Source organism: Pseudenemella bisphenolivorans, assembly GCF_051133435.1.
In the GTDB taxonomy this organism is placed as follows: domain Bacteria; phylum Actinomycetota; class Actinomycetes; order Propionibacteriales; family Propionibacteriaceae; genus JAAYAO01.
The window spans coordinates 958,567-977,749 of sequence record NZ_JBPGNY010000001.1 but is presented as its reverse complement, the minus strand read 5'-3'; the positions used below and the strand labels follow the sequence as shown (position 1 = coordinate 977,749).

Genomic DNA, 19,183 nt, shown 5'->3' with positions numbered 1-19,183 from the left:
GTGCAGAGATTCAGGGAGATCCCCCATTGCGGGAATAACCAGCGCCGCGCCATAGTTGAGTCAATGTGGCTCAAGTTCAACCTTGAGTCAGGTACGCTCAACAAGCAGACTTGAACATGGCAACAGTCGCCGGCCCGGTGTCGGCGCGAATATCAGGAGGAAACACACATGGCTCGTGCAGTCGGGATCGACCTCGGTACCACCAACTCGGTCATCGCCGTTCTCGAAGCGGGTGAGCCCACGGTCATTCCGAATGCCGAGGGCGCTCGCACCACCCCGTCGGTCGTCGCCTTCGCCAAGAGCGGCGAAGTGCTGGTCGGCGAGGTTGCCAAGCACCAGGCGGTGACCAACGTCGACCGCACCATCCGTTCGGTGAAGCGCCACATGGGCACCGACTGGAAGGTCGAGATCGACAGCAAGGACTACCGTCCCCAGCAGATCAGCGCCTTCGTGTTGCAGAAGCTGAAGCGCGACGCCGAGGCCTACCTGGGTGAGCCGGTCACCAACGCGGTGATCACCGTGCCCGCCTACTTCTCCGATGCCGAACGCCAGGCCACCAAGGAAGCCGGTGAGGTTGCCGGCCTGGTCGTCGACCGGATCATCAACGAGCCCACCGCCGCCGCGCTGGCCTACGGCCTGGACAAGGGCGAAGCCGAGCAGACCATCCTGGTCTTCGACCTCGGTGGTGGCACCTTCGACGTCTCGCTGCTGGAGATCAGCGACGGCGTCTTCGAGGTGAAGGCCACCAAGGGTGACAACCGCCTCGGTGGCGACGACTGGGACGAGCGCGTCGTCGAGTGGCTGGTGACCCAGTTCAAGAACAAGAACGGCACCGACCTCGGCCAGGACAAGATCGCCCGCCAGCGGCTGCAGGAGGCCGCCGAGAAGGCCAAGATCGAACTGTCGGCCGCCTCGGAGACCTCGATCAACCTGCCCTACATCACCCTGGGTGAGTCGGGCCCCCTCCACCTGGAGGAGCGCCTGACCCGTGCGGAGTTCCAGAAGATCACCTCCGACCTGCTGGATCGCTGCCGCGCCCCCTTCAACGCGGTGATCTCCGATGCCAAGACCTCGGTCAGCGACATCGACCACGTGATCCTGGTCGGCGGCTCCACCCGGATGCCGGCCGTGGTCGACCTGGTCAAGGAACTGACCGGCGGCAAGGAGCCCAACAAGGGCGTGAACCCCGACGAGGTCGTCGCCCTGGGCGCCAGCCTGCAGGCCGGCGTGCTGAAGGGTGAGGTCAAGGACGTCCTGCTGCTCGACGTCACCCCGCTGTCGCTGGGTATCGAGACCAAGGGCGGCGTGATGACCAAGATCATCGAGCGCAACACCACCATTCCGACCAAGCGCTCGGAGGTGTTCACCACCGCCGAGGACAACCAGCCGTCGGTGATGATTCAGGTGTACCAGGGTGAGCGTGACTTCGCCCGTGACAACAAGTCGCTGGGCAACTTCGAGCTCACCGGCCTGATGCCCGCCCCGCGCGGGGTGCCGCAGGTCGAGGTGTCCTTCGACATCGACGCCAACGGCATCGTGCACGTGCACGCCAAGGACCTGGCCACCGGCAAGGAACAGTCGATGACCGTGACCGGCGGTTCGGCCCTGGGCAAGGACGAGATCGACAAGATGGTCAAGGAAGCCGAGGCGCACGCCGAGGAGGACCGTCTGCGTCGCGAGCGCGTCGAGATGCGCAACGAGGCCGACTCGCTGGTGTTCCGCACCGAGAAGCTGCTCGCCGACAACGCCGAGACCCTGACCGATGACGTCAAGGCCCCGGTCGAGGAAGCGCTCAAGGAGCTCAAGGAAGCTCTCGAGGGTGAGGACGACGACCGGATCAAGGCCGGCGTGGAGAAGCTGAACTCCACCTCGGCGGCGATGGGTCAGGCGATGTACGCCGCGGCCGCCGCCCAGCAGCAGACCGGTGAGGGCGCCCCCGAGGGTGCCTCCGAGGCCGGTGATACCTCGAGCGACGATGATGTGGTGGACGCCGAGATCATCGACGAGAACGAGGATGAGAACAAGTGACCGACTCCCAGGAGACGAACGAGCCGCAGGGCCCGACCGTCCACGACCGGCGCCGGATCGACCCCGACACCTTCCAGGCGCGGGCCCCGCAGGGGGCCCCCGCCGAGCCGGCCGCTGCCGAAGCCGACACCCCCGCGGGGGACGCTCCGGCGGCGGAGGCCCCGGCGGAGGGGTCGCCGCGCGAGGCCGAACTGGCCAAGGAACTGTCCGAGCGCACCTTGGATCTGCAGCGTCTGCAGGCCGAGTACGTCAACTACAAGCGGCGCGTCGACCGCGACCGTGACGTGGCCCGGCAGAACGGCATCGAGTCGGTGCTGATGGACATGCTGCCGATCCTGGACGACCTGCAGTCGGCCCGGGAGCACGAGGAACTGACCGGTGGCTTCAAGGCGGTGGCCGACGAGATCGAGCAAACCGCGGCGAAGTACGGGTTGACCGCGTACGGGGCGAAGGGTGACCCCTTCGACCCGACCATCCACGAGGCGCTGTTCCACTCCTATGTGGAAGGCCTGGAGGGCCCGACCTGTGTCGACGTCCTGCAGGTCGGCTACATGTGGAAGGAGCGCAGGCTGCGCACCGCGAAGGTGGCCGTGGGGGAGCCCCCGGCCGGTGGTGAAGCGGCCGAGTGAGCAATCCCGACGGTTGCCCGGTCGGCCACGTACCGGCCGGGCAGCCGGGTCACCCTGAGATGATCGACCCACGACGAACGGCACTACGCAAGACACTACGAAAGGAGGCGCCGTGAGCACCAAGGACTGGCTGGAGAAGGACTACTACAAGGTCCTCGGCGTCTCCAAGGACGCCAGCGCCGACGAGATCAAGAAGGCCTTCCGCAAACTGGCCCGGGAGAACCACCCCGACCAGAACCCGAACAACGCCGCGGCCGCCGAGAAGTTCAAGGAAGTCTCGGAGGCCAACACGATCCTGTCCGACCCGGCCAAGCGCAAGGAGTACGACGACGCGCGCAAGCTGTTCGGTGGCGGCGGGCTCGGCGGCCTGCGGTTCGGCCGCCCCGGTGGCGGTGGGGCCGGCCCCAATGTGGACGACCTGTTCCGCAACGCCACCCACTCCTCGGGTGACTTCTCCGACATCTTCGGCGGCCTGTTCAACCAGAACCAGCGCCGCAGCACCGGCCCCGGCCGGGGCCCCCGCCGGGGCTCCGACATCGAGGGCTCGGTGACGATCGACTTCGAAGGAGCCGTCGACGGCATCACCGTGCCGATGCAGATGGTCTCCGACGCGGCCTGCTCACTGTGCCGCGGTACCGGCGCCAAGGCCGGCACCGTGCCCACGGTCTGCCCGACCTGTCAGGGCTCGGGGATGCAGACCGCCACCTCCGGCGGGGTTTTCCAGGTCACCGAACCCTGCCGCGATTGCCGCGGCCGCGGTTTGGTGGTCAACGACCCCTGCCCGCAGTGCCAGGGTTCGGGACGCGGGCAGTCGACCAAGACCATGCAGGTGCGGATTCCGGCCGGGGTCAGCGACGGCGCCAAGATCAGGCTCAAGGGCAAGGGCGGTGCCGGCGAGAACGGCGGCGTGGCCGGCGACCTCTACGTCACCGTGCACGTCCGTCCGCACCGGTTGTTCGGCCGCGACGGCGACAATCTGACCCTCACCGCACCGATCACCTTCACCGAAGCCACCCTCGGTGGCGACATCGAGGTGCCCACTCTCAAGGGCCCACGGGTGAAGCTGCGGGTGCCGCCGGGCACCCCGAACGGACGCACCTTCCGGGTGCGCGGCAAGGGTGTCAGCCGCAAGGACGGCACCGTGGGTGACCTGCTGGTGACCGTCGAAGTGGTCGTGCCGGAACATCTGGATTCGACCTCCCAGGAGGCTCTGCACGCCTATGCGCGCACCCTCAATGAGCCCAATCCGCGGCATGCGGCCTTCGGGAGCCAGTGATGTCGGCGGCGCTGCAGCCGGTCGAACCGGACGCCCCGGTCTTCACGATCTCGGTGGCGGCCCGGTTGGCCGGCATGCACCCACAAACCCTGCGCAGCTATGACCGGATGGGCCTGGTCTCGCCGCACCGCACCCGGGGTCGCGGGCGACGCTATTCACCGCGCGATGTGAACCGGCTCCGGCTGGTGCAACGGCTCTCCCAGGACGAGGGGATCAACCTCGAGGGCATCCGCCGGATTCTGGAGATGGCCGACGAGATCGAAGAACTCCGCGACCAGGTGGCCGAACTGTCGGCCCAGGTGCGCAGCCTGCGCTCGGTGCGCCAGGCCGGGCCGCGGGTGTTCACCGCCGACCCGGCCGGTCAGGTGGGTCTGGGCGTGCGCCGGCACCGGCCGCGGGCACTCACCGCGCGTTGACCCGATACCGCGTTAGCCCGAACCGCGCGTAGTCAGTGAGCGCGGATCAGCGTCTCGTCCAGTTCACCGACCGTGGTGACCCCGAGCAGGCGCATGGTGCGTTCGAACTCGGTGGTGAAGATCTCGAGCGCCCGCTGCACGCCCCGCTCACCGCCGGCCATCAGGCCGTACAAATAGGGGCGTCCGACGAAACAGGCCTGCGCGCCCAGGCACAGCGCCGCCGCGAGATCACCACCGTTGCGCACCCCACCGTCGAGAAATACCGCGGCATCATCGCCGACTTCGGCGACCATTGCCGGCAGAACCTCGATCGGGGCGGGCGTCCGGTCGAGCTGGCGTCCGCCGTGACTCGACACGATCACCCCGTCGGCGCCGCAATCGACCACCCGACGGGCGTCGTCAGGGCGCAGCGTGCCCTTGACCAACAGCGTGCCCGGCCAGTGTGAGCGCAACCATTCCAGGTCGGCGAAGGTGGCTCCGGGGTCGATCATCCGGACGTTCTTGCCGTAGCCCGCACCCTCTCCGGAGGAGGCGAAGCGCAACGGCTCGGTGGTCAACACGTTCAACCACCAGTGCGGGTAGCGGGCCATGTTCGCCAACGTCGACAGCGACAGGGTCGGTGGAATCGTCAACCCCGAACGCAGGCTGCGGTGATGCTTGCCGACCGTCGGGACGTCCACGGTCATGATCAGCGTGTCGTAGCCGGCCGCCGCAGCCCGGTCGATGAACCCCTTGCTGCGCTCCCGGTCCTGCCACAGGTAGAGCTGGAACCACCGTCGTCCCGCGGGTGCATGCGCGGCCAAGTCCTCGATCGTGGTGGTGCCCATGGTCGCCAGGGCATACGGGATGCCGGCCCGCTCGGCCACCGCACCGACGGCCCGCTCGCCCTCGTGCTGCATCATCCGGGTGAACCCGGTCGGCCCGAAGACCAGCGGCAGGGCGGCGGGCTTTCCCAGGATGGTGGTGCCGGTGTCGACCTCGCTGACGTCGCGCAGCACCTTCGGTTGAAAACGCACCGCGTCGAAAGCGGTGCGGGCGTGCCGCATGCTGATCTCGCTGTCGGCGCCACCGTCGACGTAGTCGAAGACCGGCCGCGGTGTGCGTCGCAGTGCGATGGTGCGCAGGTCGTCGATGCTGTGCGCGCGGGCCAACCGCCGGGCGGTGGCATTGGGCTCGCGCGGGCGCAGCCGCAGCAGCGGTGCCAGCTCGGACGGGCGCGGAAGGCGGCGGGCGACCATCAGGTGTCCAGCGGGTGCAAACTCGACAGGTCGATCTCGATCAGGGTCGGCCCGGTGGCCGACAACGCTTCGCCCAGGGCCTGATCGAAGGCTTCGGCCGAATCGACCCACACCCCACGGGCGCCGAAAGTACGAGCGGTTTCGGCGAACTTCGGGGTGGCCAACTCGGTGTCGTGATGGGCGCCGTCCCCGATCCCGGACTCGATATTGCGCAGCATCTGATAGCCCACGTCGTTGAACAGGCAGATCACCACCGGAGCCTGCAACTGCACCGCGGCGGCCAACTCCCCGATGCTCAGCATGAAGCCACCATCGCCGTGCAGGGCGACGGTCGGTCGTCCGCTGCCCAGCGCGGCCCCGATCGCCAACGGCAGGGCCGGGCCGATGCCCAACGACACCCCGCGAATCGAGGTGCGGGGGTGGTGAATCCGCAGCAGCGATTCACCCCAGACGGTCGCCGGCACGGTCGGGTCGCGCACCACCACGGTGTCGGCGGGCAGATGCCGGTTGAACGATTCCACGATCGCGCGGTGATCGGGGCCCGAACGCTTCGCATACTCAGCTCGGGTCGCCTCGGTCGCGGCACGGCCCGCGTTCAATCGGTCGGTGCGTTCGCTGAGCGCGGCCTCGTCCAAGTCGCCCAGGCCGTCGGCCAAGGCGGCCAGCCCGGGCCGGGCATCGGCGATCACCGCGACCTCGGGGGAGAAGGAGCGGCCGATCATCAGCGGGTCGACGTCCAGTTGCACGATGCGCTCGGGCCATGGCAGCGTCCACTGGCCGGTGGGGTACTGCTGGAAGCGGCTGCCCACGGCCAACAACACGTCGCTGTCGGCGATGAACTCCCGCATCGCCGCGCTGGTGGCCACCGCGCCCAGCGCCAACGGGTCGTCCTCATCGATCGCGCCGCGACCCTCCCGGCTGGTCAGCACCGGGGCCTGCCAGGCGCGGGCGAACCGCTGCAGTTCTTCGGCCGCATCGCCGTGAATCACCCCACCACCCGACCAGATCAACGGCCGCCGCGCCTCGCGCAACACCGCCAGGGCATCGGCGATCTCATCGGGCGACGGACCGACCGGATCCGGTTCGCGAGCCACGGTCTCGGCCAGTCGTTCGGCATCCAGGAGCACCGATGCGTCGGGCAGGTCGGCCGGAATCTCCACCGCCACCGGACGGGGACGACCGCGACGAGCGGCCAGGCCGGCCTCGACCACGGTGTCGGCCAGGTCCTGGGAGCGTTCCACCAAGGTGACCTGTTTGCAGACCGTCCGCAGCATGTCGCTCTGCCGATCGGCCTCGTGGATGTAGCCGAAACCACGGCCCAGGTAGCGGGTCGGAATCTGCGTGGTCAACAACAGCACCGGCGACGACGCGAAGTGGGCTTCGTACAGGCCACCCATCGCATTGGCGGTACCCGGCCCGGTACTGACGATCGCCACCCCCAGCCGGCCGGTCGCCCGGGCGTAGCCATCGGCGGCGTGCACCGCACCCTGTTCGTGGCGGGCCCCGCAGACGCTGATCCGGCCCCGTTCGTGCAGGACTTTCAGCACCGCCAGGTTGTGCACGCTCGGCACGGTGAAGACCCGGTCCACCCCGAGTGCTTCCAGGGCAAGTGCAACGGCTTGGGCTCCGCTACCCCACATGTCATTTCTCCAGCACGCTGAAGCCGCGGTACTGCGAGCTCGTCACTTCTTCCAACACCTCGCGGTAGGCCGAGAACCCGGCGGCATAGGGCATGAACACCCGCGGCCGGTTGGGGATGTTCGAGCCGAGGTACCAGGAGTTCGCCATGTTCAGCAGCGAGCCCTCGGCCAGTCGGCGGGTCTCGTTCACCCAGGCCTCCTGGGCATCAGCGCCGGCTTCGATGCCGGCCGCACCCCGCTCGTCGAGAAACTTGATCAGATCGGCCACGAAGTTCACGTGCAGTTCGGAGTGCAGCACCATGTTGGCCAGCACCGAGGGGCTGCCCGGGCCGGTCAAGTTGAACATATTCGGAAAGCCGTTGACGCCCAGCCCCAGGTAGGTCTTCGGGCCCTCGGCCCACGCCTCGTTCAGGCTCTGACCGGCGCGTCCGATGATGTCGACCTTGCTGACCGAACCGGTCATCGCATCGAAGCCGGTGGCCAACACGATCACGTCCAGGTCGTAGTGGGCCTCGGAGGTGTTGATACCGGTGGCGTCCATCCCCTCCAGCGGGGTGCGCTTCAGGTTCACCAACTCGACGTTGTCTCGGTTGAAGGTCTCGTAGTAGTCGGAGTCGGTGCAGATCCGCTTGGCGCCGATCGGATGATCGTTGGGAATCAACTGCTCGGCGACCTCGGGGTCGTTGATCACCTCGCGGATCTTGTTCTCCCAGAACTCGCGGGCGGTGTGGTTCGCCTCCAGGTTCGACAACTGATCGGGGAAGGTCTTGGAGAACAGCACCCCGCCGAGCTTCCACCGTTCCTCGTAGGCGCGTGCCCGCTCCTCGGGGGAGACGTCCAGGGCCGACTGCGGATGGGGTCGGTGCGGGGAGCCGCCGCCGCTGGTCCACGACATGGCGCGGCGTTCGGCGTAGTTGGCCTTGTATTCCTTGAGGCCTTCGTCGGTGATCGGTCGGTTGCCGGCCGGAATCGAGTAGTTCGCGGTGCGCTGGAAGACATACAGCTTCTCGGCGTCCTCGGCCAGGTGCGGGGTGGCCTGAATGCCGGACGAGCCGGTGCCGATCAGGCCGACCCGCTTGCCGGTGAAGTCGTAACCCTCGTGCGGCCACTGGGCGGTGTGCAGCACATCGCCGCGGAAATCACCCAGGCCCGGGAAGGCCGGCACATTCGCATTCGACAGCGGTCCGGCCGCCATCACGAAGAAACGGGCGGTCACCTCGTCGCCCCGGTCGGTGTGCACCGTCCAGGTGAGGTTCTCCTCGTTGAGTTCGGCCGAGGTGATTCGGGTGTTGAACTGCATGTGCGGACGCAGCTCGTAACGGTCGGTCACATGGCGCAGGTAGGCCAGGATCTCGGGCTGGGTGGCGTACTTCTCGCTCCAATCCCAGTCCTGTTCCAGTTCGGGGTCGAAGGAATAGGAGTAGTCGATCGACTCCACATCACAACGGGCCCCCGGGTAGCGGTTCCAGAACCACACGCCCCCGACGTCACTGGCGGCTTCGAAGGCCTTCACGCTGAGGCCCATCTCGCGGAACTTGTACACCGCGTAGATGCCGGCGATGCCTGCGCCGAGCACAACGACGTCGTAGGAGCCGGTGTCGGGTGCTTCCTGCGTGGTCACGAGTGTGAACCTCCTGTACCGAAGTCTGGTTCCGGGCAGCGTAGTTTTGCCGAGAATCAGGCGCGGTAAACCTTCGACCCAGTGGGACCGGCTGTCGAGAAGGCGGCTTCGCGACAGCTAAGTTCACGGTCGAACCAAGCAGAAAGAAGTTTCCCATGCGAAGCACTCGTTGGAAGGCACTTGGTGTCGCTGCCCTGGTGGGGGCGCTCGCATTGAGCGGATGTGCCCGCGGTGGCCAGGACGACACCGATTCGGACGACACCGGGCCCGGCGAGGGCTCGTCCTACACCGAGGGAATGGTCGGCAAGCAAACCGATGCCGAACCGAAACAGGGCGGCAGCATCACCTGGACCGGTTTCCTCGAACCGCGCAGCCTCGACCCGGCGGCGACCATCGCTTCGGCGTCGACCGGTGGTGTGGAGATGAACAACATCTACGACACCCTGATGCGCTACGACGCCGAGAAGGGCGAACTGGTGCCCCAGCTGGCCGAGTCGCTCGAGGCCAATGACGAGTTCACCGAGTTCACCATCAAGCTGCGTCCGGACCTGAAATTCCACGACGGCACCACCCTGGACGCCGAAGCGGTGAAGTGGAGCATGGAGCGTTACGCCGCTGCCCAGCGGGCCCCGGAGGGACAGCTGTGGCGGTCGAACGTGAAGTCGATCGAGGCGGTCGACGCGACCACGCTGAAGATCACCATCAACGAGAAGTTCCCGACCTTCCCGAACATGCTCTCGACCGGGCCGGGCATGATCGTGGCCAAGGCTTCCGACGCCGGTGGCCCCGAGGCCTTCGAAGCGATCGGCGCCGGCCCGTTCAAGGTGAAGTCGGTCGACACCGGTGAGGCCGTCACCGTGGAGGCCTTCGAGGGCTACTGGGACGGCAAGCCCTATCTCGACACCGTCCGTTTCGCCTACCTGGACAACCCCCAGGCCGCGATCGACGCGATGAGCAACGGTGACGTTCAGGCGGTCTTCCTGCGCGGTGCCGATGAGGTCGACGACATGCTCGAGGCCGACAAGCCGGGCTACGTGAACATGGTGGCCGCCAGCAACGCCGCGATCCTCAGCGAGAGCAGCGATGCCGGAGCCGACCCGCGGGTGCGCAAGGCGCTGGCGATGGCGGTCGACCCGAAGGTCGTCCACGACCGGGCCTACAAGAGCAAGGGCATCCCGACCCTGCGCCTGTTCGCCGATTACTCCAAGTGGTACAACGAGTCGGTTCCCGAGATCGAGTACAACCCCGAAGAGGCCAAGAAGCTGCTCGAGGAGGCCAAGGCCGACGGCTACTCCGGCAAGGTGCACTACATCGACGGGCAGGACGAGGCCTCGCGCGACACCGCGCTGGCGGTGCAGGCCCAGCTCGAGGCGGTCGGCTTCGAGGTGGAGACCGAACTGCTGCGCACCGCGGCCGACCAGATCACCCGCGCCCTGGCCGGTGACTACGAGGTGATGGCCTGGGGTGTGTCGATCCGTGAGTTCGACCCGTACTCCAAGATGAACGCCGCGATGCACTCCGAGGGCACCCAGGTCTACGGCATGCCGACCTCGCCGGAGATGGACGAACTGCTCGACAAGCTCAAGGCGGCCGAGCCGGACGAGGCCAAGGCGGTGATGGCCGAGATCGAGACCCTCTACGTCGAGACCGTGCCGTTCATCACCTGGGCACCGTTCGCCGAGGCAACCTTCTGGGCCGACAACGTCGGTGGCGTCGAGGGTGCCGCGAACTCGATGGTGTCGTTCAAGAAGGCCTACGTGGCCGACTGAGCCGAGTCCATCGGAGCCCACTGAAGCAACATCCCGGTAGGGGGATGGCCGCGTCACCAACGACCGGCCGTCCCCCTACTTTGCGTAGTAGACTGTCGGGGTGACCCATCCTCATCACCATGCACCGCTGGTGCGCACCGTCCACCACGACCTCAACGACCGGCCCTTCCTGTTGGTCTGGGAGGTCACCCGGGCCTGCCAGTTGGTCTGCCGGCACTGTCGGGCCGACGCCCAGTTCGTCCCCGACCCGCTGCAACTGAGCACCGAGGAGGGCAAGGCGCTGCTGGACGACCTGGCCAGCTACCCCGACGGACGCCCGATGGTGGTGATCTCGGGTGGGGACGCCTTCGAGCGCGAAGATCTGGCCGAACTGATTCGTTACGGCACCGAGGCGGGATTGCCGATCTCACTGTCACCCTCGGTGACCCCGAAGTTCACCGACGAGCGGCTGGCCGAGATCAAGGCCGCCGGCACCAAGGCGATGTCGCTGTCGCTGGACGGGGCCACCGCCGCCACCCACGACGCCTTCCGGGGCATCGACGGCACCTTCGAAGCGACCCTGCGGGCGGCCGAGCTGATCGTGAAGCACGGCTTCCGATTTCAGGTGAACACCACGATCTGCGCCGACAACCTCGATGAGCTGCCGCAGATCGTGAACACCGTCCGGCAGATGGGGGCACACCTGTGGTACGTGCTCTTCCTGGTGCCGATGGGCCGCGGTTCGCACCTGGGCCCGCTCACCCCCGAGCAGGAGGAGGACGTGCTCAACTGGCTGCACGATGTCTCCGACTGGATTCCGGTGAAGGTGACCGAGGCGCCCAACTACCGCCGGATCGTGCTGCAACGCGACGCCGAGGCCGACGGCGAGATCGCCGGCGACGGCAACCCGGCCCCGCCGCGCGGGGAGCTCTACCACCGGCTGCTGGCCGAGACCCGGGAACTGATGGGCGAGCCCGAGCGGGTGCGGGTGCGCCGGCCCCCGATCGGGGTGAACTCCGGACGCGGGTTCGCCTTCATCGACCATGTCGGGCACGTGCACCCCAGTGGTTTCCTGCCGCATGATGCCGGGTCGGTGCGCGAGCGGTCGTTCAAGGACATCTACCGCGACGACCCGATGTTCCGGGCGCTGCGTGACCCGTCCGGCTACTCGGGCAAGTGCGGGGTGTGCGAGTTCAACGACGTCTGCGGGGGATCGCGGGCCCGGGCCTTCGCGATGACCGGCGACCCATTGGCCTCCGACCCGACCTGCGCCTACCAGCCGCGGGCGGTCACTTCCGGGGCTGCATCTCGCTGAGCGCCGGATACCAGATATCGGTCAACACCCGGGCGGCCTCCTCCGGGGTGGTGTCGATCGCGCCCTGAACGATCCACCGGGTGAAGAAGCGCTCCAACTGTGACACCAGCAGGATCACCCGCAGCCGCGCCTCGGCCTGACGTTCGGCGGGCCAGGTGGCGAGAAACTTCGGCATCGCATCGGCGAGCTCTTCGCTGCTGACCCGCGACACCTTGCGGAACTCCGGCTCCAGGGAGGCGGCCTCGTCCCACACCGGCAGGAAATCGCGGTTGGCCAGGAACCAGTCCAGGGCTCGGCGCATCCAGCGGGCGAAGTCGCTGCGATCACCGGCGGCCAGAATGTCGTCCAGCTCGGCGTAGACCTCCACCGGGCGTTCGGTGAGGATGGTGCGCGACACCTCGCGCAGCACGTCGATCTTGCTACTGAAGTGCAAGTAGAACGTGGCCCGGCTGCATCCGACCGCGTTGGTGATCTCGTCGATCGTCACCGGTGCATAGCCGCGTTCGGTGAACAACTCACCCGCACGCTGGACCAACATGGAGCGCGTCATTTCCTTCTGCGCCTGACGCAGGTTGGGCTTCGGTCGAGTGCTCATCGGGCGCCACCATATCCGTTCATGCCGGGGTGCGGAGCATCATGCCAACAACCCACCGTCGACCGAGATCTCCGCGCCGGTGATGTAACCGGCCAGATCGCTGGCCAGGAAGGCCGCCATCGGGGCCACCTCGTTGGCGTGACCCAGTCGGCGCATCGGAATGAAATTGAGGTTCACCTGTGCGGTGGCCCCGTGCAACATCTCGGTGTCGATCGCCCCGGGCATGATGCAGTTCACCCGGATGCCCTTGCCGGCCAGATCCCAGGCCGCCGAACGGCTGGCGCCGCGCACCCCGAACTTGCTGACCGAGTAGGGCAGGTTGCCCGGACGACCCCGCATACCGTCGTTGGACGACACGTTGATGATCGAGGCACCCTCGCCCATCACCGCGGCGGCCGCCCGCATACCCAGGATCGGGCCGAACAGGTTGATGTCGATCATCCGACGCATGTCGCTCATCGGATAGGCGAAGAAATCGGCCGGCTCGTGGATCGCGGCATTGTTCAACAGCACGTCCAGCCGTCCATGAGTGGTCACGACATACTCGACCACGCGCTGCCAGGCGTCCTCGTCGCTGATGTCGAGGGCTTGGAACTCGGCCCGATCGAGGCCCGCCACCACCTCGGAACCGTCGGTGACATCGGTGCCGATCACAGTGGCGCCGAGGTCGTGGAACAGCTTCACCGCAGCCGCACCCTGGCCGCGTGCCGCACCGGTGATCAGCGCTACTTTTCCGTTGAGGTTCAAGGTCTGGTCGGTCACAGTAGGTTCTCCTGTTCTGGGCCCCAAGCGATGCGTACCCGCTTGATGCGTTGGGTGTAGGGGTAGGACTGCGGGTGGGCATCGCCCACCGGGGAGCCCGAGGTCCGTCCGACGGTCAGGGGTTCGTCGAACGAGAAATAGGTGTTCTGGGTGCGCTCGATCCGGGAGTCGGCGACCTCGGTGCCGTCAACGCTGAGGCGCACCACCCCGGCGGTGCCGAGCGAGGTGGGGGAGTCGGCGACGAAACTGACCGCGAGGGTGTGGCTGCCCCGCGTCAACGGTTCGGAGCTGAGGTCGACGCGGCTCGCCTCGAAGACCCGGTAACAGAAGTTCGCCCGGCCCGCGTCGTCCAGGAACAGGACGATGCCGGCATGGCGACTGCCCATGCTGAACAGAACTCCCTCGGCCGGAATCTCCACCTCCGCCTCGAGCAACCAGTGATTACCCGACAGCACCGGGCCGTTGCTCTCCGGAACCGCCGTGACGGGGCCGGTGAAGACCAGCTCATTGCGTCCCATCAACAGGTTCGGCAACGGCTTGCGGTTCGTGCGCACGTCCACCGGTTCGGGGATGCCGGTTCGCCGGATCTCGGCATCGAACAGCTCCTGCAGCTCGGCGAGTTTGTCGGGGTGTTCGGACGACAAGTCCTTGGCCTGACTGAAATCCTCCAGCGTGTTGTAAAGCTCCCAGATGTCGTCGGACAGGGGGCTCGCCTTCTGGTACTTGCGGGCGGCGAACCACGGAGCGACGCCGTGGGTGGCCGAGGCGATCCAGCCCTCGTGGTAGATCGATCGATGGCCGAAGACCTCGAAGTGCTGGGTCGTGTGCCGTTCCGGGGCGTCCGGGGCGTCGAAGCTGTACGCCAGGCTGGTGCCGTCCATCGGACGCTGTTCGACTCCTGCGACCGTGTCGGGAGCCGTGGTTCCGGTCACCTCGAGAATGGTCGGCACGATGTCGTTCACGTGGCCGAACTGGCTGCGGAGCCCCCGCTGGGCGATGCCCTGTGGCCAGCTCACGATCAGGGGATTGCGGGTTCCGCCGAAGTGCGAGGCGACCGTCTTCACCCACTGGAAGGGCGAGCACATCGCCCAGGCCCAACCGGCCGGGTACTGGGGATAGGTGCGCTTCGAGCCGACCTCGTCCAACAGGTCCAGGGCCTGGTCGGTGCTTTCGAGAATGCCGGTCATGGCGCCGAAATAGCTCACGCTGCCGGACAGACCGGCCTCGGCCGAACTGCCGTTGTCGCCGACGACGTACAGGAACAGCGTGTTCTCCCGGCGACCCAGTTCCTCCAGGGTGTCGACCACGTGCCCCAGTTGGGTATCGCAGTGCTCCAGGAACCCGGCATAGGCCTCCATCAGGCGAATACCCACCTGCTGCTCCTCCGGCGAGAGGCTCTCCCACGCCGGCAGGCCTTCGGGACGCTCGGTCAGCACGGTGTCCGCAGGCGCCACCCCCGCCGCGATCTGGCCCGCCAGCAGCTTCTGCCGGATCGCGTCCCAGCCCTCGTCGAAGACGCCGCGATACTTCTCGATCCAGGCGTCCTCCACATGCAGTGGGGCGTGTGCCGCCCCCGGCGCGAGGTAGGCGAAGAAGGGTTGGTCGGGCTTCATGGCGGTCTGCAGCCGGATCCAATCGGACGCCTGGGTGACCATGTCCTCGGTGAAGTGGTACGGCCCGTCCGGCAGTGGGATCGGGGTCGTCCCGCGATAAAGGTTCGGCTCGTAGTGATCCGATTCCCCGCCGAGGAACCCGTAGAAGGTGTCGAAGCCCCGGCCGATGGGCCAGCGGTCGAAGGGCCCCAGCTCCGATGTTTCCCAGGCCGGTGTCAGGTGCCATTTGCCGAAGGCCCCGGTGGCGTAGCCCGCGTCCTTGAGGATGCGAGCGATGGTGGCGGTTTCGTCCCGCAGTACCCCGTCATAGCCCGGCTCGTTGCTCGCCACGTTCAGTACCGTCCCGACGCCGGTGGCATGGGCGTCGCAGCCGGTCAGCAGGCTCGCTCGAGTCGGTGAGCAGATGGCGGTGGTGTGGAAGCGGTTGTAGAGCAGCCCCGCCTCGGCGAGACGTTCCGCGGTTGGCATCCGGATCGGGCCGCCGACCACCGAGCTCGCCCCGAACCCCACATCGTCCAGCAGGACGAGCACCACGTTGGGCCGATCCTGGTGCGAACTGGTGATGTCTGGTCCCGCTGACGTGGGTCCCCCTGGCTGATGTCGGTGTCTGGGTCCGGTGGGTGACGAACACTCAAGTAACTAGCAAAATGTCTAGTAAGGGATTGCTCACATTGTCCAGCAACCATCCTGGACCGTGAGACTACTGGGTTGACATAGTGTTAGTCAGAATGAACCATTCCGTCGGGGACCAAGTTCTAGGAGGACCATGACACCCACGGTCGCAATCATCGGAGCCGGTTGCTCCGGATTCAGCACGGCGAAGAAACTGCAGGACGCCGGGATCTCGTTCGACTGCTTCGAGATGTCGGACAACGTCGGCGGCAACTGGTACTTCAAGAATCCGAACGGCATGTCGGCGTGCTACGAGAGCCTGCACATCGACACGTCCACCACCCGGATGGAGTTCGCCGACTACCCGGCGCCGGCCGACTGGCCGCATTTCCCGCACCACTCGCTGATCTTCGACTACTTCAACGACTACGTCGATCACTTCGGGTTGCGCGACAAGATCACCTTCAACACCGCGGTCACCAAGGCCCGCCGGGTTGCCGAAGGCTGGGAGCTCACCCTCAGCGACGGCACCACCCGCACCTACGAGAATCTGGTGGTGGCCAACGGGCACCACTGGAAGCCGCGCCTGCCCGAGTACCCCGGTGAGTTCAACGGGCAGATCATTCACTCCCACGAGTACATCAGCCCCTTCGAGCCGATCGACATGCGCGGCAAGACCGTGATGGTGGTCGGGATGGGCAACTCCGGCATGGACCTGGGTTCGGAACTGTCGCACCGCTCGATCACCAAGAAGCTCTACCAGTCGGCCCGTCGCGGGGTCTGGGTGCTGCCGAAGTACCGCAACGGGGTGCCGGCCGACAAGCTGATGCGTCCGCCGTGGATGCCGAAGAAGCTCGGCCTGGCCCTGTCGCGTCGGGTGATCAAGAAGACCGTCGGCAAGATGTCGAACTACGGCCTGCCCGATCCCGATCACGAGCCCTTGGCGGCACACCCGTCGGTGAGCGTCGACTTCCTGGAGCGGGCCGGTTCGGGCGACATCACCGTCGTGCCCGCGATCGAGAGGCTCGACGGTGACGCGGTGATTCTGACCGACGGCCGCCGGATCGAAGTGGATGTGATCGTCTGCGCCACCGGCTACGACCTGGACTTCCCGTTCTTCGACGATCCCGAACTGCTGCCCCGGGAGGACAACTCCTTCCCGCTGTTCAAGCGCATGATCAAGCCGGGCATCGACAACCTGTTCTTCATCGGCTGCGCCCAGGCGTCCCCGTCGATCATTCCGCTGGCCGAGCAGCAGTCGAAGCTGCTCATCGGGGTGCTCACCGGGGAATACGAACTGCCCGAGGTGGCCGAGATGGAACGGATCATCGTCGAGGACGAGAAGGACCACACCGGCCAGTACTACTCCGCCCGTCGCCACACCATTCAGGTGGATTACGGTCGTTACGTGGTGGATCTGAACAAGGAACTCGAAGCCGGTCGGAAGCGGGCCCAGGAGAAGGTGCCGGCATGAGCGAGGTACAGGGCACCGCGGCCGACGGGTTCGGCGCGGTCACCGACCTATTGGCGGCCAACCTCGCCGACGGCACCGATGTGGGCGCCTCGCTGTGTGTGATCCGCGACGGTGAGATCGTCGTCGACCTGTGGGGCGGGGTGGCCGACGTCGAATCCGGACGGGCCTGGGAGCGCGACACCATCGTGCACACCTGGTCGGTCACCAAGACGATGGCCACCCTGGTGGTGATGCATCTGGTCGACCAGGGTGTGCTCGACCTGCGCGCCCCGGTCGCCACCTACTGGCCGGAGTTCGCCGCCAACGGCAAGGAACTGATCACCGTCGAACAAATCCTGGCACACACCGCCGGAGTGCCGGGCTGGGACGAACCGATGGACGTCGACGCCGTATGCGACGTGCCCGCGGCCTCGGCCAAGCTGGCCGAACAAGCACCCTGGTGGACCCCGGGGGAGGGCTCCGGGTACGCCGCGCTCGCCTTCGGGCACCTGCTCAGTGAACTGGTGCTGCGGGCGTCCGGGCGCACCCTCTCCGAGGTCTTCCGCACCGAGGTGGCCGGGCCGATCGGGGCCGATTACCACATCGGCACCACCGCGGAGGTGGAACCGCGGATCGCCACCCTGATCGCCCCGGAGGGCCGGGTCGCCGACATGTCGAAGCTCGGCGCCGACCATCCGGCGGTGCGAGTGCTCGGCAACCCGGTGATGCGGGTGCCGGCCACCGCCACCGAACAGTGGCGGCGCGCCGAACTGGCCGGGGTGAACGGGCACGGTAATGCCCGCTCGATGGCCCAGTTGCAATCGGCGCTGTCGCATCAGGGAATCGCCCACGGCGGCCACCGGCTGCTCAGCGAGGAGGCGGTGCGCGAGATCCACACCGAGCGCGCGCACGGCCCCGACCGGGTGCTGTTCCTGCCGATCCGCTTCGGTCTGGGCGTGGGGCTGTCGGCCCCGGACGCGCCCGGTTGGCTGCCCGAGAACGCCAGTTGGTGGCCGGGCTGGGGTGGCGCGATCGTGGTCAACGACATCGATCGTCGGGTCACCATGGCCTACGCGATGAACAAAATGACGGTCGATCTGGTCGGGGCCCAGCGCACCACCGACTACGTCCGCACGGTCTGGGAAGCGCTCGGCTGAGGCCCATCGGGGCATGCACCTCGACGTTCAACTCGACGCCCCGCCGTGGGAAACCGCCGGCCGCGCCCGGGAACTGGTGGCGGCCGGCGTCGGCGGGCTGTTCACCTTCGAGGGCCCGCACGATGTGTTCCTGCCGCTGGCGATCGCCTCGCAGGTGGTCGAAACCGACCTGATGACCAACGTGGCGATCGCCATGCCGCGGTCACCGATGCACCTGGCCCATGCGGCCTGGGACCTGCACCGCCTCAGTGGCGGCCGGTTCCGGCTCGGCCTGGGCTCGCAGATCAAGGTGCACATCGAGAAGCGCTACGGCGCGACCTGGTCGGCACCGGCGGCCCGGATGAAGGAGATCGTCCGGGCCGTGATCGCGATTCTGGAGTCCTGGCAGCACGGCGCACCGCTGCGCTTCGAGGGGGAGCACACCAGGCACACCCTGATGCCACCGATGTTCAACCCCGGCCCGAATCCCTTCGGACGCCCGCCGGTGTGGCTCGGGGCACTCGGCCCGGTGATGACCCGCACCGCCGCCGAGGTCGCCGACGGGCTACTGGTGATGCCCTTCCACAGCCACCGCCACCTGGCCCGGGTGACCCTGCCCGCGGTGGCCGAGGGTCTGCGCCGCAGCGGGCGGGAGCAGATACCGATCGAACCGCAGGCGATCGTGGCGATGGCCAATACCCCGGCCGAACGCGAGGCCGCCGACCGGGGCGTGAAAGCCCTGCTCGCCTTCTACGCCTCCACACCGGCCTACCGTTCGGTGCTCGAGGTCGAAGGCTGGGCCGAGCTGCAACCGGAACTGAACCGACTGTCGAAGATCGGCGAGGTGGCCACGATGACCTCGCTGATCACCGACGAGATGCTGGCAACGCTGGCCGTGCGAGGCACCCCGGCCGAATGTGCCGCCGAGATCCGGCACCGTTTCGGGGCCTTCGCCGAGCGGGTGTGCTGCTACTTCCCCGGCTACGACCCCGGTATCGACAGCATCAGTGAGCTGGCCAGTGCATTGCGTGACTGATTCTGTTGCGTGGATGGCTGCGTGGATGAAAACGCATCCGAATCCGGGTGTCACGGCACTTTTCG

General features: G+C 67.2%; 15 protein-coding genes. 9 read left to right on the top strand and 6 right to left on the bottom strand.

Annotated features, from left to right (window positions below):
* The first annotated feature begins 168 nt into the window (after nucleotides 1-168).
* The 4 genes from dnaK (at nucleotide 169) to ACR4XW_RS04755 (ending at nucleotide 4,349) form a co-directional block, all read left to right on the top strand.
* The gene (gene dnaK / locus ACR4XW_RS04770) at nucleotides 169-2,028 is read left to right on the top strand and encodes a molecular chaperone DnaK (RefSeq protein WP_434759357.1); all 1,860 of its coding nucleotides are present in this window, start codon (nucleotides 169-171) and stop codon (nucleotides 2,026-2,028) included.
* Entirely contained in the window at nucleotides 2,025-2,657 is a 633-nt protein-coding gene (grpE, locus tag ACR4XW_RS04765) for a nucleotide exchange factor GrpE (protein ID WP_434759356.1), read from the top strand. Before dnaK ends, grpE begins: the two co-directional genes overlap by 4 nt.
* Nucleotides 2,658-2,769: 112 nt before the next feature.
* Nucleotides 2,770-3,933 (top strand): molecular chaperone DnaJ, encoded by a 1,164-nt coding sequence (dnaJ, locus tag ACR4XW_RS04760; protein ID WP_434759355.1) that lies wholly within the window; start codon nucleotides 2,770-2,772, stop codon nucleotides 3,931-3,933.
* Nucleotides 3,933-4,349, top strand: coding sequence for a heat shock protein transcriptional repressor HspR (locus tag ACR4XW_RS04755; RefSeq protein ID WP_434759354.1), 417 nt, complete (start codon nucleotides 3,933-3,935; stop codon nucleotides 4,347-4,349). Before dnaJ ends, ACR4XW_RS04755 begins: the two co-directional genes overlap by 1 nt.
* A 32-nt stretch (nucleotides 4,350-4,381) precedes the next feature.
* Here ACR4XW_RS04755 and ACR4XW_RS04750 read toward each other — a convergent pair whose 3' ends face one another.
* The 3 genes from ACR4XW_RS04750 to ACR4XW_RS04740 are packed head-to-tail and all read right to left on the bottom strand — an operon-like array spanning nucleotide 4,382 to nucleotide 8,848.
* Entirely contained in the window at nucleotides 4,382-5,587 is a 1,206-nt protein-coding gene (locus ACR4XW_RS04750) for an alpha-hydroxy acid oxidase (RefSeq protein ID WP_434759353.1), read from the bottom strand.
* The gene (locus ACR4XW_RS04745; RefSeq protein WP_434759352.1) at nucleotides 5,587-7,227 is read right to left on the bottom strand and encodes a thiamine pyrophosphate-binding protein; all 1,641 of its coding nucleotides are present in this window, start codon (nucleotides 7,225-7,227) and stop codon (nucleotides 5,587-5,589) included. Before ACR4XW_RS04745 ends, ACR4XW_RS04750 begins: the two co-directional genes overlap by 1 nt.
* Nucleotide 7,228: 1 nt before the next feature.
* Entirely contained in the window at nucleotides 7,229-8,848 is a 1,620-nt protein-coding gene (locus ACR4XW_RS04740) for a flavin-containing monooxygenase (RefSeq protein ID WP_434759351.1), read from the bottom strand.
* A 155-nt stretch (nucleotides 8,849-9,003) separates the two neighbouring features.
* On the opposite strand from ACR4XW_RS04740, the gene ACR4XW_RS04735 reads away from it, so the two are divergent.
* Both ACR4XW_RS04735 and ACR4XW_RS04730 read left to right on the top strand, forming a co-directional pair.
* On the top strand, nucleotides 9,004-10,617 hold the full coding sequence (locus ACR4XW_RS04735; RefSeq protein WP_434759350.1) for an ABC transporter substrate-binding protein: 1,614 nt from the start codon (nucleotides 9,004-9,006) through the stop codon (nucleotides 10,615-10,617).
* A 100-nt stretch (nucleotides 10,618-10,717) separates the two neighbouring features.
* Nucleotides 10,718-11,911 (top strand): TIGR04053 family radical SAM/SPASM domain-containing protein, encoded by a 1,194-nt coding sequence (locus tag ACR4XW_RS04730; protein WP_434759349.1) that lies wholly within the window; start codon nucleotides 10,718-10,720, stop codon nucleotides 11,909-11,911.
* On the opposite strand, the gene ACR4XW_RS04725 is transcribed toward ACR4XW_RS04730, so the two are convergent.
* Genes ACR4XW_RS04725 through ACR4XW_RS04715 form a run of 3 tightly spaced genes read right to left on the bottom strand, consistent with a single transcriptional unit; the run spans nucleotide 11,886 to nucleotide 15,415 of the window.
* A complete protein-coding gene (locus tag ACR4XW_RS04725) occupies nucleotides 11,886-12,506 on the bottom strand; it encodes a TetR/AcrR family transcriptional regulator (protein ID WP_434759348.1) in 621 nt (206 codons plus the stop codon). The two genes, ACR4XW_RS04730 and ACR4XW_RS04725, sit on opposite strands and share 26 nt — an antisense overlap.
* A 39-nt stretch (nucleotides 12,507-12,545) precedes the next feature.
* Nucleotides 12,546-13,268, bottom strand: coding sequence for an SDR family NAD(P)-dependent oxidoreductase (locus ACR4XW_RS04720; protein ID WP_434759347.1), 723 nt, complete (start codon nucleotides 13,266-13,268; stop codon nucleotides 12,546-12,548).
* Nucleotides 13,265-15,415 (bottom strand): arylsulfatase, encoded by a 2,151-nt coding sequence (locus ACR4XW_RS04715; protein WP_434759346.1) that lies wholly within the window; start codon nucleotides 15,413-15,415, stop codon nucleotides 13,265-13,267. Before ACR4XW_RS04715 ends, ACR4XW_RS04720 begins: the two co-directional genes overlap by 4 nt.
* 232 nt (nucleotides 15,416-15,647) lie before the next feature.
* On the opposite strand from ACR4XW_RS04715, the gene ACR4XW_RS04710 reads away from it, so the two are divergent.
* From ACR4XW_RS04710 to ACR4XW_RS04700, 3 genes are read left to right on the top strand one after another with little or no spacing between them, the layout of a single operon-like run.
* Entirely contained in the window at nucleotides 15,648-16,967 is a 1,320-nt protein-coding gene (locus tag ACR4XW_RS04710) for a flavin-containing monooxygenase (protein WP_434759345.1), read from the top strand.
* Entirely contained in the window at nucleotides 16,964-18,103 is a 1,140-nt protein-coding gene (locus ACR4XW_RS04705) for a serine hydrolase domain-containing protein (RefSeq protein ID WP_434759344.1), read from the top strand. The genes ACR4XW_RS04710 and ACR4XW_RS04705 overlap by 4 nt, the downstream gene beginning before the upstream one ends.
* A gap of 13 nt (nucleotides 18,104-18,116) precedes the next feature.
* Complete coding sequence (locus ACR4XW_RS04700) at nucleotides 18,117-19,118, top strand: TIGR03617 family F420-dependent LLM class oxidoreductase (RefSeq protein ID WP_434759343.1); 1,002 nt, start codon at nucleotides 18,117-18,119, stop codon at nucleotides 19,116-19,118.
* Nucleotides 19,119-19,183: the final 65 nt, after the last annotated feature.